15 protein-coding genes and 1 pseudogene are annotated in these 13876 nt (G+C 72.2%); 9 read left to right on the top strand and 7 right to left on the bottom strand.

The genetic code is table 11. The annotated features are described in order from the left end of the window. Positions 1-26 precede the first annotated feature (26 nt). The gene (locus FDM97_RS22640) at positions 27-332 is read left to right on the top strand and encodes a 4a-hydroxytetrahydrobiopterin dehydratase (RefSeq protein WP_137992328.1); all 306 of its coding nucleotides are present in this window, start codon (positions 27-29) and stop codon (positions 330-332) included. Between the two features lie 36 nt (positions 333-368). Next, on the top strand, positions 369-1112 hold the full coding sequence (locus tag FDM97_RS22635; RefSeq protein WP_137994970.1) for a class I SAM-dependent methyltransferase: 744 nt from the start codon (positions 369-371) through the stop codon (positions 1110-1112). Here the strand turns inward: FDM97_RS22635 and FDM97_RS22630 are convergent. Beyond that, positions 1099-1557, bottom strand: a complete 459-nt coding sequence (locus tag FDM97_RS22630; protein ID WP_137992327.1) for a hypothetical protein — start codon at positions 1555-1557, stop codon at positions 1099-1101. The genes FDM97_RS22635 and FDM97_RS22630 overlap by 14 nt on opposite strands. Then, positions 1554-2033, bottom strand: coding sequence for a hypothetical protein (locus FDM97_RS22625; protein ID WP_137992326.1), 480 nt, complete (start codon positions 2031-2033; stop codon positions 1554-1556). Before FDM97_RS22625 ends, FDM97_RS22630 begins: the two co-directional genes overlap by 4 nt. Positions 2034-2072: 39 nt before the next feature. Here FDM97_RS22625 and FDM97_RS22620 point away from each other — a divergent pair, with 39 nt between their 5' ends. Together FDM97_RS22620 and FDM97_RS22615 are read left to right on the top strand one after the other, a co-directional pair. Continuing rightward, positions 2073-3047 carry a helix-turn-helix transcriptional regulator gene (locus FDM97_RS22620; protein ID WP_432816237.1) on the top strand — a complete coding sequence of 325 codons (975 nt, stop codon included), beginning with the start codon at positions 2073-2075 and terminating at the stop codon, positions 3045-3047. 132 nt (positions 3048-3179) lie between these two features. Then, on the top strand, positions 3180-3611 hold the full coding sequence (locus tag FDM97_RS22615; protein WP_137994969.1) for a VOC family protein: 432 nt from the start codon (positions 3180-3182) through the stop codon (positions 3609-3611). On the opposite strand, the pseudogene FDM97_RS22610 reads toward FDM97_RS22615, so the two are convergent. Next, positions 3568-4400 (bottom strand): annotated as a pseudogene (locus tag FDM97_RS22610) (transposase). The gene FDM97_RS22615 and the pseudogene FDM97_RS22610 sit on opposite strands and share 44 nt — an antisense overlap. A 91-nt stretch (positions 4401-4491) precedes the next feature. Then, positions 4492-6771 carry an MMPL family transporter gene (locus FDM97_RS22605; RefSeq protein WP_137992325.1) on the bottom strand — a complete coding sequence of 760 codons (2280 nt, stop codon included), beginning with the start codon at positions 6769-6771 and terminating at the stop codon, positions 4492-4494. A gap of 175 nt (positions 6772-6946) precedes the next feature. On the opposite strand from FDM97_RS22605, the gene FDM97_RS22600 reads away from it, so the two are divergent. Together FDM97_RS22600 and FDM97_RS22595 are read left to right on the top strand one after the other, a co-directional pair. Next, entirely contained in the window at positions 6947-8119 is a 1173-nt protein-coding gene (locus FDM97_RS22600; RefSeq protein ID WP_137992324.1) for a sensor histidine kinase, read from the top strand. Further along, positions 8094-8756: a response regulator gene (locus tag FDM97_RS22595; RefSeq protein ID WP_137992323.1), complete on the top strand. Its 663-nt coding sequence runs from the start codon at positions 8094-8096 to the stop codon at positions 8754-8756. Before FDM97_RS22600 ends, FDM97_RS22595 begins: the two co-directional genes overlap by 26 nt. Positions 8757-8948: 192 nt before the next feature. On the opposite strand, the gene FDM97_RS22590 is transcribed toward FDM97_RS22595, so the two are convergent. Continuing rightward, complete coding sequence (locus FDM97_RS22590) at positions 8949-9800, bottom strand: AraC family transcriptional regulator (RefSeq protein ID WP_137992322.1); 852 nt, start codon at positions 9798-9800, stop codon at positions 8949-8951. A gap of 28 nt (positions 9801-9828) precedes the next feature. Here FDM97_RS22590 and FDM97_RS22585 point away from each other — a divergent pair, with 28 nt between their 5' ends. After that, on the top strand, positions 9829-10221 hold the full coding sequence (locus FDM97_RS22585; RefSeq protein WP_137992321.1) for a hypothetical protein: 393 nt from the start codon (positions 9829-9831) through the stop codon (positions 10219-10221). A gap of 223 nt (positions 10222-10444) precedes the next feature. Here the strand turns inward: FDM97_RS22585 and FDM97_RS22580 are convergent, their stop codons facing one another. Beyond that, positions 10445-11269, bottom strand: a complete 825-nt coding sequence (locus tag FDM97_RS22580; RefSeq protein ID WP_137992320.1) for an NmrA family NAD(P)-binding protein — start codon at positions 11267-11269, stop codon at positions 10445-10447. Between the two features lie 82 nt (positions 11270-11351). Here FDM97_RS22580 and FDM97_RS22575 point away from each other — a divergent pair, with 82 nt between their 5' ends. Together FDM97_RS22575 and FDM97_RS22570 are read left to right on the top strand one after the other, a co-directional pair. Beyond that, the gene (locus tag FDM97_RS22575; RefSeq protein WP_137992319.1) at positions 11352-12284 is read left to right on the top strand and encodes an AraC family transcriptional regulator; all 933 of its coding nucleotides are present in this window, start codon (positions 11352-11354) and stop codon (positions 12282-12284) included. A gap of 107 nt (positions 12285-12391) precedes the next feature. After that, positions 12392-13264, top strand: coding sequence for a class I SAM-dependent methyltransferase (locus FDM97_RS22570; RefSeq protein ID WP_137992318.1), 873 nt, complete (start codon positions 12392-12394; stop codon positions 13262-13264). 81 nt (positions 13265-13345) lie between these two features. Here the strand turns inward: FDM97_RS22570 and FDM97_RS22565 are convergent, their stop codons facing one another. Next, a complete protein-coding gene (locus tag FDM97_RS22565) occupies positions 13346-13810 on the bottom strand; it encodes an RICIN domain-containing protein (RefSeq protein ID WP_137992317.1) in 465 nt (154 codons plus the stop codon). Positions 13811-13876 lie beyond the last annotated feature (66 nt).

Here is a 13876-nt window from a genome sequence, read left to right as displayed (position 1 = left end):
CAACCCCGACCGGAGGGAGTACGGACATGCCCACAGAGCCGCTGTCGCAGAAGGAGATCGAGGACCGCCTGCGAGAGCTCCCCGGCTGGTCCCTGACGGAGGACCGGATCACCCGCACCTACCGTCTCGGCGACCACTTCGCGGCCACCGCGATGGTCGTCCACGTGGCACAGATCCAGCAGGAACTCGACCACCACTCCGATCTGACGCTCGGTTACAACACCGTCGCGGTGTCCGTGAACACCCACTCCGCCGGAGACGCGGTCACCGAGAAGGACTTCGAGCTGGCCGCACGCGTCGAGAACATCGCCCCCGGGCACGGCGCGAGCTGACCTCAGGGAACTACCCTCTCCCGCATGGGGGAGACCGTGCTGGACTACGACGCCGAGGCGGACCGCTACGACGAGACGCGCGGCGGTGTGCCGCGTGCCCGGGCCGCGGCCGACGCCGTCCTGCGCCTCGTGCCGCCCGGCGCCCGTACGCTCCTCGACCTCGCCTGCGGCACCGGCCTGGTCACCAAGCGGCTCGCCCGCCCGGGCCTGCGGGTGTACGGCGCCGACACCGCGCCGGGCATGGCCCGCAAGGCCGCGGAGCGCGTCCCGGGCTCGATCGTGCTCGCCGACGCGCGGCGCCTTCCCCTCCCCGACGCCAGCGTCGACGCGGTGAGCGCGGTCTGGCTGCTGCACCTGCTCCCCTTCTCGGCAGCCGTCGTCGCCGAGGCGGCCCGGGTCCTGCGCCCCGGCGGCGTGCTCGTCACCACGGTCGACAAGGACGCGGCCCACGACGTCGGCTGCGACATCGACCGCGTCCTCGCCCCGCACCGCTCGTACGACCGCTCCTCGGACCGGGCCGATCTGATCGACGCCCGCGCGGCCGCCCACGGCCTCACTCCGTCCGGCGCCACCCGCTTCACCGGCCACGGCCAGGGCAACTCCCCGCGCGGCGTGGCCGAGAAGCTGCGCAGCGGCTATTTCGCCTCGTGGTTCCGCGGCGACGCGGAGACGGCCGGCGCACTGGTCGAACAGCTCGCCGCCCTGCCGGACCAGGACCGCCCCCGTGACGACCCCGCGTACCGGCTCGTCTCCTACCGGCGCCCGCTCAGACGCGGCTGAACTCCATCACCCAGTTCGCCACCCACTCCCCGCCCGCCGGCGCGAACGCCTGCTCCCAGCGGGCGGTCACGGCCGAGATCTCCGACCAGCGGAAGCGGACGCGCACGTCCGTGCCCCCGTAGCGGTCGTCCCCGTGGAACTCGCCCGTGCCGTCCTCGGCGAACCGCCCCCTGACCGGCGGATCGAGTCGGCCCGTACGGCTGTCGGACCAGTTCAGGGTCCACTCGCCGGTCTCCGGCTCGTACAGCCGCAGGGTCAGTCCGCTGAACCCCTTCGAGGGGAAGACGATCTCGTCGACATGGGCCCGGTCGCCCCAGAAGAGCCGGCCCGTGGTGTGCCCCTCGAACTCCTCCCAGCCGCTGTCGGGGTCGAGGAAGTCGGCGAGCCTGCGGTTGCGGACGCTCCAGCGGCCGTCGAGGAAGGCGAAGCCGTGGGCCGGGGTCATGCGCGGTCCCCCGTCGTGCCGGCGGGGAGGGAGTCGAGGACGTACGCGTCGAGGTCGGGGGTGCCCGGGGCCAGCATGTGCCGTACCCAGGCGTCCCGTTCGTGCTGGACCGGCACGAGCTCCCAGACACAGCCGATCCAGGAGCGGTCGACCCGGGTGAAGTGGGTGGGGTCCTCGTCGGGACAGCCGAGGACCGGCTGGCCGGCCGCCGCGCCGCCGAAGTGGAGCACGTTGTCCCACACCCAGCTGTACGCGTTGAGATAGGCGCCGCTGTCTCCGCCCCGGTGCAGCACGACGAAGGTCGCCGGCGGCGTGCCGTCCGGCTCCGGGAGGATCTCCGACAGGAAGGCGTACGCCGCCTTCTCCACCTCCGGCTCGATGCCGGCCGGGTCGGCGGTGACGTGGTAGCGCTTGACGCGACGGCCGCCCGACTCGATCGGCGGCGGCGTGAACAGGAGTTTCTCTGCGAAAGCCATGACTGGACCGTACGAGCGGTTCACTGACACCTTGTGTCAGTGAAGTCCAGCCGTCTCCTCTCCATCCTGCTGCTGCTCCAGACCCGGGGCCGCATGACCGCCGCCCAGCTCGCCGACGAGCTGGAGGTGTCGGTACGGACGGTCTACCGCGACGTCGAGTCCCTCCACGCGGCCGGTGTGCCGCTCTACGGCGACGCCGGCCACTCCGGCGGCTACCGGCTGCTCGACGGCTACCGGTCCCGGCTGACCGCCCTGTACACCGGCGAGGCCGAGGCGCTGTTCCTCGCCGGGCTCCCCGGGGCGGCGGCCGAACTCGGGCTCGGCGCCCACTTCGCCGACGCCCAGCTCAAACTGCGCGCCGCCCTCCCGGCGCCGCTGCGCGACCATGTCGACCGGCTCCGCGCCCGGTTCCACATCGACGCACCGGGGTGGTACGCGGAGGAGACCGAGGCACCCTTCCTGCCCCAGGTGGCCGAGGCCGTGCGGGCGGGCCGGGTGATGGAGGCCCGCTACCGCCGCTGGAAGGAGCCGACCGACGTCGACCGGCGCCTCGAACCGTACGGCCTGGTCCTCAAGGCCGGCCGCTGGTACCTGGTCGCGGGACCCGGCCCGCGCACGTACCGCGTCGACCAGATCCTCGAACTCCGGCTCACCGACGAGGAGTCCGAGATCCCCGGCGACTTCTCCCTGACCGCCTACTGGACCGAGCACCAGGCCGCCTTCCGCGCCCGCCTCCACGGCGGCGACGCCCTCGTCCGGCTCTCCCCGGACGGCGCGAGGCGCCTGACGGGCGAGGCCGCCCGGGCCCTCGCCACCACCGGCACCCCCGAGCCGGACGGCTGGACCCGCGCCACCCTCCCCATCGAGTCCCTCGCCCACGCCCACGACACCTTCCTCGCCCTCGGCGCGGACATCGAGGTCCTGCACCCCGCCGAACTCCGCGACCGCATCACCACCACGGTCACCGCCCTGGCGGCCCGCTACGCACCCTCCAGGCCACGTCCGGGCGAGTGACGCCCGCGCACGAGACCGGACCACGTGTGTGGGGACAAGGCGTACAGCTCACGTCGGAACGGGCCGTCCTCCCGGCAACGTGTGGATCCACCCGCCCGGGGAGATGAGCAGGGCCCCTGTTATCGTGCGCCGATGTCAACGATCAAGCAGTTCCAAGTGACCTTCGACTGCGCGGAACCTGCGCGCCTCGCCGCCTTCTGGTGCGAGGTGCTGGGGTACGTCGTACCGACAGTCCCGGAGGGCTTTGCCACGTGGGAGGAGTACCACCACTCGCTGCCGCCCGAGGACGGGGTCTACTTCGCGTGCGCTGATCCCTCGGGTGTGGGCCCGCGCGTGCTCTTCCAGCGCGTTCCCGAAGGCAAGGTCGTCAAGAACCGGGTGCATCTTGATGTGCGGGTCGGCACAGGGCTCGTGGGTGACGAGCGCCTGGCCACACTCGAGGCCGAATGCGCACGGCTGATGGCGCTCGGCGCGAAACACGTGCTGACGCAGCGCGCCGATGGCGTCAACGAGTCATGCATCACGATGCAGGACATCGAGGGCAACGAGTTCTGCCTCGACTGATTCTCCTCCGAGACTGCGAGGGGGGAGCCGTCTCCCTGGTCCTCTCAGGTCTCGTATGCGGCAGAAGCTGTCCCGTGAGAGCGAGGTTGCGCAGTCGGGCGATGCCGAGCATGGCGTGTCGGACCCCGTCGCCCTTGAGACGGCAGTCGCGGATGATCTTCCAGGTCTTCATGCGGGCGAAGACGTGCTCGACGCGGGCCCGGACCTGTTTGTGCGAGCGATCGTGCTCGCGCTTCCAGCCCGGCAACTCTTCGCCCGGGGTGCGGCGGTGGGGCGTGAGGAGGCCGGCGCCCGGATAGCCGCCGTCGGCCATCGTGAGGGTCCTGCCCACGGCGGCCTGCGCGCCGGACTCCGCCCATGCCCGGCAGTCGTTGCGATTGCCGGGCAAGGGCTCACCGACCCAATGACGACCTGGTGGTTGGTGGAGTACCGGTAGTTCTTCGACTGTTCAGCGATGCTGTGGTCCCGGGTAGGCACCAGGGTGCCGTCGACCACCAGCACGGTGTCCTTGGCGAACCGGCGCCGAGGCTGGAACGCGATGAGCGGGCCGAGTTGGTCGATGATGCGGTCGGCCGCATGGGGCGAGTTGGCGCATCGTCAGGTTCGTGCGCCAGTAAGCGACTACCAAGAGCATTCGGTCCTCCAGCGGCAGACCCCACGGCCGCCCCTGGCCCGGGGAGCCGGCGCCCTCGCGGCGAAGCGCGGTCACCAACTTGCCGAAGACGCGCGGGCTCAGCCGGTAGACGGGGCTGTCCAGGACGGTTCCGACGCCGTGATCACACCTGACACGATCAAGATCATTGCAGGGCGAGATCACTTACGGGACATCCCTCAGGTGACGCGCTGAGGTGCCGGACGCCAAGGGCGGGCAGGAGTCGAGTCAACGGTCAACCAGCCGTGGACGCGGGGCCTCACCCGTGGATTCCGCGTCGGTGTCGTCGGTGCCGACCGGGCCGCGGGGAAGCATCCGGTCCAGCCACTTCGGCAGCCACCAGTTGGTCCGGCCGAGGAGTGTCATGGTCGCCGGTACCAGCACCATGCGTACGATCGTGGCGTCGATGAAGATCGCGGTGGCCAGGCCGAGCCCGAACATTTTGGTGGAGGGGTCCTCGGCGACGGCGAAGGACAGGAAGACCGCCACCATGATGAGGGCGGCCGAGGTGATGATCCGGGCGGTGCCCGAGACGCCCTCGACGATCGCCGGGCCGTTGTCGCCGGTGCGCACGTACTCCTCGCGTACGCGGGAGAGGAGGAACACCTCGTAGTCCATCGACAGGCCGAACAGGATGGCGAAGAGGAACATCGGGATGAACGACACGATCGGAACCGTCGCTTCCAGCCCGATGAGGGCGCCTCCCCAGCCCCACTGGAAGACCGCGACCATGATGCCGTAGGCCGCGCCGATGCTCAGCAGATTCAGCAGCACCGCCTTGAGCGGTACGAGTATCGAGCGGAAGACCAGCATCAGCAGCAGGAACGACATCGCCAGCACGGCGGCGACGAACGCCGGCAGGCGTTGGCTGGTGCGTTGGCCCACATCGGACAGGCTCGCGGCGGCGCCGCCGACGTGGGCCCTGGCCGGGCCGTGCCCGATCGCCGTGGGCAGCACGTCGGTGCGCAGCCGGGCGATGGTGTCGGCCGTGGCCTTGTCCTGAGGGCTGGTGGTCGGGAACACCACGAGGGTCGCGATGCCGGTGGCCCGATCGATGTGCGTCGGCGCGACGGATGCGATGCCCGGATCCGCCGCGACCGCCCCGACGAGTCGGTCCAGCACTCCCGGATCACCGGTGGGGTCCGCGGCGATGACGAGGGGACCGTTGGTGCCCGGGCCGAACCCCTCGGCGACGAGGTCGTAGGCCCGGCGCTCGGTACGGCTGTGGGGCAGTGAGCCGTCGTCGGGCAGGCCGACGCGCAGGCCGAGCACGGGCAGCGTCGCGGTCAGCAGCAGCCCCGCCGCGCCGACCGCGTACGGCACCGGGTGCCGGCTGACGTGCCCGATCCAGCGACGCCACCCGGCGGCGTGGGCGGAGCCTGCCGCCGGTTCCCGCCGCCGTGCGAGTCGGCCCGGCTTCCTGGTCTGCAGAGCCCGGCCGATCCGGCCGATCCGGCCGGCCCGGGCCAGGCGTGGGCCGGCGGCGCCGAGGAAGGCCGGCAGCAGCGTCACCGACGCGAGCACCATGGTCAGGACGACGATCGAGACGGCAAGCCCGCCCACCGTCATGAACGGCACGTTCGCGACCGCCATGCCGAGGATCGACACGACGACGGTTCCGCCGGCGAAGACCACCGGCCGCCCCGCCGTGGCCACCGCTCGTCCGGCCGCCTCGTGCGGATCGAGCCCGCGCGCGAGGTACTCCCGGTGCCTGGCGAGCACGAACAGCGCGTAGTCGATGCCCACTCCGAGCCCGACCATGCTGCCCAGGACCGGTGCGAAGGTGGGGACGTCCGTGACCCCCGCCAGTACCGTCATCGTGGCGACCCCGACGGTCAGTCCGAAGACCGCCATGCCGATCGGCAGCGCGGCGGCGACGAGCGAACCGAACGCCAGGAACAGGATCGCGGCCGCGGCGACGAGGCCGATCAACTCGCTCACGCCGCCGTCGGGGTCGGAGAAGGCGTAGAAGAGGTTCCCGCCCATCTCGATGCGCAGCGGCAGCTCGGCGCGCAGCCTGTCGCCGAGATCGACCAGGGCGTCGAGGTCTTCGGCCGACAGCCGGCTCTGGTCGGGGTACTGCACCCGGACGACCGCGATCCGCCCGTCGGCCGAGACGAGGCCGCCGCGCACGGCGGTGTCCCCGCCCGCGTCGAGTGCCCCCGCCGGGTCGCTCGTGCCGAGCACGTGCGGCAGCCGCTTCACCTCGGTCCGCAGCCGCGCGAGAGCGGTGCGCGCGCTGTCGTCGTCGAAGAACGTCGCACCGTCGTCGAGGGGGGTGACGACCACTTGGGCGGTCATCCCCTCCTGGCCGGTGCCGGCCCGCTCGATCAGTTCCGCGGCCCGCTGGGAGTCCAGTCCCGGAGCGGTCATCGAATCCACATTCCGCCCGCCGAACGCGACGGCGGCGAGGACGGCGAGCGTGGCGGCGACCAGCCATGCCGCGATCACCCGCCAGGGATGGCGGGCGGCGCTTGCGCCCAGGCGCAACAGGGCTTTCGAGAGCATCGGGTCCTCCAACCACCTCGTCGGCCGTCCTTGTACGGCCGCCGATGCCGAGGCTCGTCGCCACGGCGCTCCGCGGCATCGGCCCGCGGGCCACGGATCCGTCGGCCCCAAGTCGGAGTGAGGCCCCGTCCTTTCGGCCGATGCGCGGCACGGCGCGGTCCCTAGGCTGAGAACCGTGCTGCGAGACGACCTGCGAACCCTGTGGACCGAACCCCGGCCGCCCGACGCGCCCGCCCGGGTGTGGCGGGACTGGGCCCTGCTCGCCGCGAGCCTTGCCGGTGTGGCGCTGGAGGCCACCCTGCGCGAGAACGTCGTGTGGCGGCCGGTGGCGGTGGTGTTGGCGGTGTGGCTGTGCCTGCTGCCCCTGTGGCGCCGGACCCACCCGCTGGCGATGGTCACGCTGGCGTTCGGTTCGGTGATGCTGCTCCCGGTGGCCACGCTCGTCGTCGCACCGCGCGAGCCCGTCGGCCTGGACACCGGCGCGGTCGTGCTCGTGCTGGTGTACGCGCTGCTCCGGTGGGGGTCGGGACGGGAGATCGTGCTGGGCGGCGCGGTGATCGTCGTGGTCGGCGCGCTGTGTGTCGTCACGTACGAGAGCCCGGTCGTCGAAAAGGTCGTGGGCTTCGTCTTCCTGCTGCTGCCCGGCGTGGTCGGGGCTGCCGTGCGGTTCCGTGTGACCGCTCGCGAGCGGCAGTTGGAGCAGGTGCGCTCGCGCGAGCGCGAGCAGCTCGCCCGGGAACTGCACGACACGGTGGCCCACCACGTGTCGGCCATGGTGATCATCGCCCAGGCGGGCCGGGTGCTCGCGGGCACCGACCCGTCCGCCGCCGTCGAGGCACTGGAGGGGGTCGAGGAGGAAGGGGCGCGCACGCTGGAGGAAATGCGCGCCATGGTCGCCACGCTGCGCGACCGCGGGGTCGGCGCCGAGCTGGCGCCCCCTGCCGGAGTCGCGGATCTGGAGCGCCTGGTGCGCACCCCGGGTGGTCGCCTCAGGGTCGACCTGGGGCTCGACGGCGAACTGGACGCGCTGCCCCCGGCCGTGGACGCGGCCGTCTACCGGATCGTGCAGGAGTCGGTGACCAACGCGCTGCGCCATGCGGTCGACGCGACCGAGCTCGTCGTTCGAGTCGCCGCGGAACGGCACACGGTACGGGTGAGCGTGCGCGACAACGGCCGGCGCACCGGCCGGGGGCGCGACGGATACGGACTTACCGGACTGCGCGAGCGCGCGACGCTGCTCGGCGGCACACTACGAGCCGGCCCGGGTACCGACCGGGGCTGGCATGTCGAAGCCGAACTGCCGAGAGCGAGGAGCGAGAGCGGTGTCCATTCGCGTCCTCGTCGCTGACGACCAGACGATCATCCGCACCGGGTTGCGGATCATGCTGAACGCCCAGCCCGGCATCGAGGTGGTCGGCGAGGCCGCCGACGGACACGAAGCGGTACGTCTGGCCCGCGAACTACGCCCCGACGTCTGCCTGTTCGACATCCGCATGCCCGTACTCGACGGGCTCGAGGCCACCCGGCTGATCGCCGGCCCGGGCGTCGCCGACCCGCTGGCCGTGGTCGTCATCACCACGTTCGACCTCGACGAGTACGTCTACGGCGCGCTGCGTGCCGGCGCCCGCGGATTCCTCCTCAAGGACACGGGACCGGACCTTCTGGCCCAGGCCGTACGGTCGGCGTCCGACGGTGAGGCGCTCATCGCGCCCAGCGTCACCGTCCGTCTGCTCCAGGCGTTCGCGGACCTGCCCGCCGGCCGGCCCGCGGCCCAGCCGGTCTCCCCCGTCACCGCCCGCGAGGAGCAGGTGCTCCTCGCCGTCGCTCGCGGGCTGACCAACACCGAGATCGCCGACGCGCTGCACATCAGCCTCAGCACGGTGAAGACGCATCTGGCGAGCCTGATGGCCAAACTCGGCGCCCGCAACCGTGTCGAGATCGCGATGTGGGCCTACGAAACGCGCCGTATCCTCCCCGGAACCTGAGCCGGGGTGCCGGGCCATGTCCCATGAGTCCCCGCCCGGACATCAGTGCACCGGCCGGCTCACGTCGGCTCCACGTGCCTCACCCGCCCCAGAGCGTGACGTACCAGGAGGTCAGTCTCCACCCGCACGCCTCGATGATCTCGATCAAAGGCCTCACCAGGACCACCCGATGATCACGACTCGATACGCGCCCTAGCGCGCCGTAGTGAGCCCGACAGGAGCTGTCCGGGTTGCGGCACGCCAGGCGGTGGGGCTGCTTCCGAACCGGGTGTGGAACCAGCGGGAGAAGGTGCCGAGGGCCGAGAACCCGAGGAGTTCGGCGACCTCGGTCAGGGGGCGGTCCAGCCTGGTGACGTAACGCTGCGCGAGGTCGGCTCGTACTGCCCCGAGGAGAGAGGAATAGGTGTCGCCGGTTCGGGCGAGATGACGTTGAACGGTGCGGACATCGGCGTCGAGGGTGCGTGCGACCTGTTCGATCGTGCAGCGCCCGGTGGGCAGGAGCGCTTCGATGATCCCGCGGACGTGCTGCGGCAGCGGGCTTTCCCGGTGCGCGGGGAGGCTCAGCAGGAACTGGCGCGCGTAGGCCCGGAGCAGGGGGTCGGCCAGTGTGTTGCGCGCATTGAGATCGGCCGTGTACAGGACGATGCCCGCGTAGTCCTGGTCGTAGGCGATGGCGGGGCCAAGGACGCGGTGATGGGTCGTCGGGTCCGCGGGGGCGCTGTGGGTGAGGCTGACCGAGACCGGGCTCCAGTCCGAGGCGATCAGGCTTCGGATGATGCGGTGGCACACGCCGACCAGTAGTCCCATCACCTGGCGCCGCCTGCCGGGGGCCATGTCCAGCTCCAGGTCGACGGTCAGCGTCGCCAGACCGTTGGCCTCGGTGATCCGGGCGCGGAGGGCTTCGTTGTACAGGTGGAGGTACTGGATGAGCAGGTCGAGGGCGCTGCGGACATCCGGCTCCTCGCGTGCGACCAGCCCCAGCGGCCCCAGGTTCGACAGTCGGCCGATCGAGGAGGAGCAGATCGCGGTCGCCGACAACTTCATCGCCTCGGTCGCCACCGCCCGTCAGCAGGTGCTGGGACAAGCCCTCATCGCCAACGGCATCGAGGTCGACGAGCCGGACGCCTACTACCTCTACAAGGCACGCACGCAGATGATCTGGCCGTACGACGACCGTGGCCGGATGATCGGCGAGGACGTCTGGGAGACCGACGCCGACACGTCCGAGATCGTCAGGCTCGACGCGGCCGACGTGATGACGACGCAGGACGCGGCCCGGCTGCTCGAGCCGCTCATCAAGCCGCTCCCGGACTTCGACGAGTACGTTCTCGGCGCGTCGGCGCTTCTCCAGCGACTCGTCTGCCATCGGCCTCTCCCAGGTACTCCAGCGAACCCCGTCCGAGCCCGAAGCTATGAGCGCCGCCCGCCGCCCGCCGCCCGCGCGGCCAGTCCGCCCAACGGGTGACGCCATGGTGCTGAGGGCCAGAGGGGCCTGAGGGGCCTGAGGGCGCAGAGTGCCGCAGTCAGAGGCACGGGACGACGGCCGCGGCCTCGCGCCGGACGATCGCGCGGCTGCGGCGCCGGTTCAGGCCGTGGATGTGCCCGCCCGTCGGACAGGGGCGTCACACCCAAGCCGACGGGCGCCCTTCGCCATGGTCGCGTCCGGCACAGCCATCGGACTCATGCGTCTAGGCGCTCCACGCCTCGGCTGCGAAGAGGCTGAAGTCGCGCGGCTCGCGGCCCAGGACCCGCTTCACACCGTCCGTCACCGACGCGTTGTGGCCGTCGAGCAGCATGCAGAACAGTGCCGACAGCCACTGCGCCTCCGGCGCCGGCAGGCCGAACCGCTCCAGCAGGGCGGCGTATTCGCCCTCGCTCATCGGCGCGTACACGACCTCGCGCCCGGACGCCCGGGAGATCTCCGCCGCCACCTCCGCGAAGGTCAGCGGCCGCGGGCCGGTCAGCTCGTGCACCAGGCCCGCGTGACCGTCCCGCGTCAGGGTCTCGATGATCACCTCCGCCAGGTCCTCGGCGTCGACGAACGGCTCGGCCGTGTCACCTGCCGGGAACGCGATCGTGCCCGCCGCGACTCCCTCCGCCATCGCGCCCTCCGTGAAGTTCTGCGCGAAGAACGAGGCCCGCACGACGGCCAGTTCGACCCCCGACTCGCGCAGCGCCTCCTCCGCCCCGACCGCCTCCGGCTCACCGCGCCCGGACAGCAGCGTCAGCCGCCGCACCCCGTTCGCCACGGCCAGCCGGCCGAAGGTCCGCATCGCCTCGACCGCGCCGGGCGCGGCGAGGTCCGGGTAGTAGTTCACGTAGGCGGCGTCCGCGCCCTTCAGCGCCGGGGCCCAGGTCGTCGTGTCCTCCCAGTCGAACCGGGTCGTTCCGGAGCGGGACCCGGCCCGCACGCTCGCGCCGCGCGCCGCGAGCCGCTCGGCCACCCGCCGTCCCGTCTTGCCGGTCGCGCTCGTCACCAGAACCGTCTGCGTCGTGTTCGTGTTCGTCGTCATGGCTCAAGATTCGCGGTCCGCGCGGCTGCTTCCCATGCTCCACAGACTCACTCCCATACGCGTCCGTCTACGCTTGCGCCCCATGGACGCTCTCGCCGGACTCCTCGACGGACCGCGGGCCAAAGGGGCCTTCCTGCTCCGGATGATCATGGAGCCGCCGTGGTCGGTACGGATCGAGGACCGTGCCCCGCTCTGCCTCATGTGCGTCACCGAGGGCGAGGCGTGGATCGTCCCCGACCGGGGCGAGCCCGTCCTGCTGCGGCCCGGCGACATCGCCATCGCCCGCGGCCCGGAGCCGTACACCGTCGCCGACGCCCCCGACGCCCCGCCCCGCGCGGTGATCGGCCCCGGCGGGGTCTGCACCACCCTGAGCGGGGAGCCGCTCGCCGAGTCCATGCACCTGGGCGTACGGACCTGGGGCAACGCCCTGGACGGCTCCACCACCGTGCTCGTCGGCACCTACCCGTTGGACGGCGAGGTCAGCCGGCGGCTGCTCGACGCGCTCCCGCCGCTGCTCCACCTGCCCGCCGAGGTGTGGAGATGTCCCCTCATGCCGTTCCTCGACGAGGAGATCTCCCGCGACGAACCCGGGCAGAGCGTCGTCCTCGACCGGGTCCTGGACCTGCTCCTGATCGCCGCCGTGCGCGCCTGGTTCTCCCGGCCGGGAGCCGAGGCCCCGGCCTGGTACCGCGCCATGGCCGACCCCGTCGTCGGCCGGGCCCTGCGGCTCCTGGAGAACGACCCCGCCCACCCCTGGACGGTCGCCTCGCTCGCGGCCAAGGCGGGCGCGTCGCGGGCCGGGCTCGCGCGCCGGTTCACCGAACTCGTCGGGGAGCCGCCGATGGCGTACCTCACCGGCTGGCGGCTGGCGCTCGCCGCGGACCTGCTGCGGGCGACGGACCTGACGGTCGAGTCCGTGGCCCGGCAGGTCGGCTACAGCAGCGCCTTCGCGCTCAGCGCCGCCTTCAAGCGGGTACGGGGCGTCAGCCCGCAGGAGCACCGCATACGGCTCTGACGGCGGCCGGCGGGCGGCGGGTGGCGGGCGGCGGCCTACCGGATCGGCGACTTGCCGGAACAGCAACAATCCTGGCGCTTTCCGCGCACGCGGCAGAGCCTGGTCCCATGAGTCGACACCACCATCACCACCACACCACGGACCTGAACTGGACCGAGATGGCCCCGCTCCTCGAGCGCCAGGCCGAGATCCAGGGCGACGCCTACGCGCGGGCGGCCGCCTGGATCGGCGACCTGCTCCCCGCCGCCGGCGTCCGCAGGATCCTGGACATCGGCAGCGGCCCCGGCGTCGTGACCGCGCTCCTCGCCGAGGCGTTCCCCGCCGCCGAGGTCGTCGCCGTCGACGCGAGCCCGGAACTCCTGGAGCGGGCCCGCGCCCGCGCCGAAGCCCGCGGGCTCGGCGCCCGGGTCTCCACCCTGCACGCCGAACTGCCCGCTGGATTCGACGACTTGGGTGAGGCCGACCTGATCTGGGCCGGCAACTCCCTGCACCACCTCGGGGACCAGCGGGCCGCCCTCGCCGCCTTTGCCGGACTCCTGCGGTCCGGCGGCCTCGTCGCCCTCGTCGAGGGCGGACTGCCCGGCCGTCACCTCCCCTGGAACACCGGCATCGGCCGGCCGGGCCTGGAGGCCAGGCTGGACGCCGTGAACGCCGAGTGGTTCGGCGAGATGCGCGAGGGGCTGCCCGAGGCCAAGGAGGAGGTGGACGACTGGCGCGCGCTCCTCGCGGCCGCCGGCCTCACCCCCAGCGGCACCCGCTCGTTCCTGACCGACGTCCCCGCGCCCGTACCCGCCGTCGTACGGGAGCAGATCGTCGCCCACTTCACCCACCAGCGCGAGGTCATGGGCGAACGGCTCGCGGACGACGACCGGAACACCCTCGAACGGCTCCTCGACCCGGCGGAACCGGAGTCCCTGCACCGGCGCACGGACCTCTTCCACCTCACCGCCCGCACGGTTCACACCGCGCGCAAGGGCTGAGCGGAAGGCCGCGCCGGACAGGCGACCGGCAGCTGGCAGCTGGCAGCCGGCAGCCGGCAGCCGGCGGGCGGCGGCGGAGAATCAGAGCACCGGCTCCAACTGCCACCACTGGGCGGGGGAGTCGGTGTCCTCCCACTGCCGCACATTGCCGCCGTCGTCCATCGAGCCGTCGGCCACCTCCAGGAGCAGTCCGCTGATGAAGCTCACCAGCGCGACCGTGCCCGGGGACTGCAGGTCCTGCTCGATGATCCACTCCTGCGCGCCGAAGTTGTTCGCCTTCCACTGCTGGACGTTGGCGCCGTTCTCCGTCGAGGCGCCCGCCACGTCGAGCCGCTTGCCGCTGGCCGCGTTGACCAGGTGGTGGAGGCCGCTGCCGTTCGGCACGGAGGTGATGTGCCAGTGCTGGCCGGGGGTGCCGTTCTCCTTGCCCTGCTGCACGTTGGCGCCACTGCGGTGCGAGCCGTCGTACACCTCCAGGACCAGCCCGCTGGCCACGTTCCGTACCCGGTAGAGACCGTCCTCGACCGGCGCGGGCGAACCGCTCACTGTCCGTACTCCTTGTGTCTCGTCGTCTCGCCAGGGCATACGAAGGGGCCGGCCCGTGCCGGGCCG

It is taken from the genome of Streptomyces vilmorinianum (genome assembly GCF_005517195.1).
In the GTDB taxonomy this organism is placed as follows: domain Bacteria; phylum Actinomycetota; class Actinomycetes; order Streptomycetales; family Streptomycetaceae; genus Streptomyces; species Streptomyces vilmorinianum.
The sequence above is the reverse complement of the archived record's forward strand: the minus strand, read 5'-3'. Positions and strand labels throughout refer to the sequence as shown.

Coding starts and splice junctions, on each gene's coding strand:
- FDM97_RS22640 (WP_137992328.1), top strand. CDS start 27: ATGCCCACAGAGCCGCTGTCGCAGAAGGAGATCGAGGACCGCCTGCGA.
- FDM97_RS22630 (WP_137992327.1), bottom strand. CDS start 1,557: ATGACCCCGGCCCACGGCTTCGCCTTCCTCGACGGCCGCTGGAGCGTC.
- FDM97_RS22625 (WP_137992326.1), bottom strand. CDS start 2,033: ATGGCTTTCGCAGAGAAACTCCTGTTCACGCCGCCGCCGATCGAGTCG.
- FDM97_RS22615 (WP_137994969.1), top strand. CDS start 3,180: ATGTCAACGATCAAGCAGTTCCAAGTGACCTTCGACTGCGCGGAACCT.
- FDM97_RS22605 (WP_137992325.1), bottom strand. CDS start 6,771: ATGCTCTCGAAAGCCCTGTTGCGCCTGGGCGCAAGCGCCGCCCGCCAT.
- FDM97_RS22590 (WP_137992322.1), bottom strand. CDS start 9,800: ATGAAGTTGTCGGCGACCGCGATCTGCTCCTCCTCGATCGGCCGACTG.
- FDM97_RS22580 (WP_137992320.1), bottom strand. CDS start 11,269: ATGACGACGAACACGAACACGACGCAGACGGTTCTGGTGACGAGCGCG.
- FDM97_RS22575 (WP_137992319.1), top strand. CDS start 11,352: ATGGACGCTCTCGCCGGACTCCTCGACGGACCGCGGGCCAAAGGGGCC.
- FDM97_RS22570 (WP_137992318.1), top strand. CDS start 12,392: ATGAGTCGACACCACCATCACCACCACACCACGGACCTGAACTGGACC.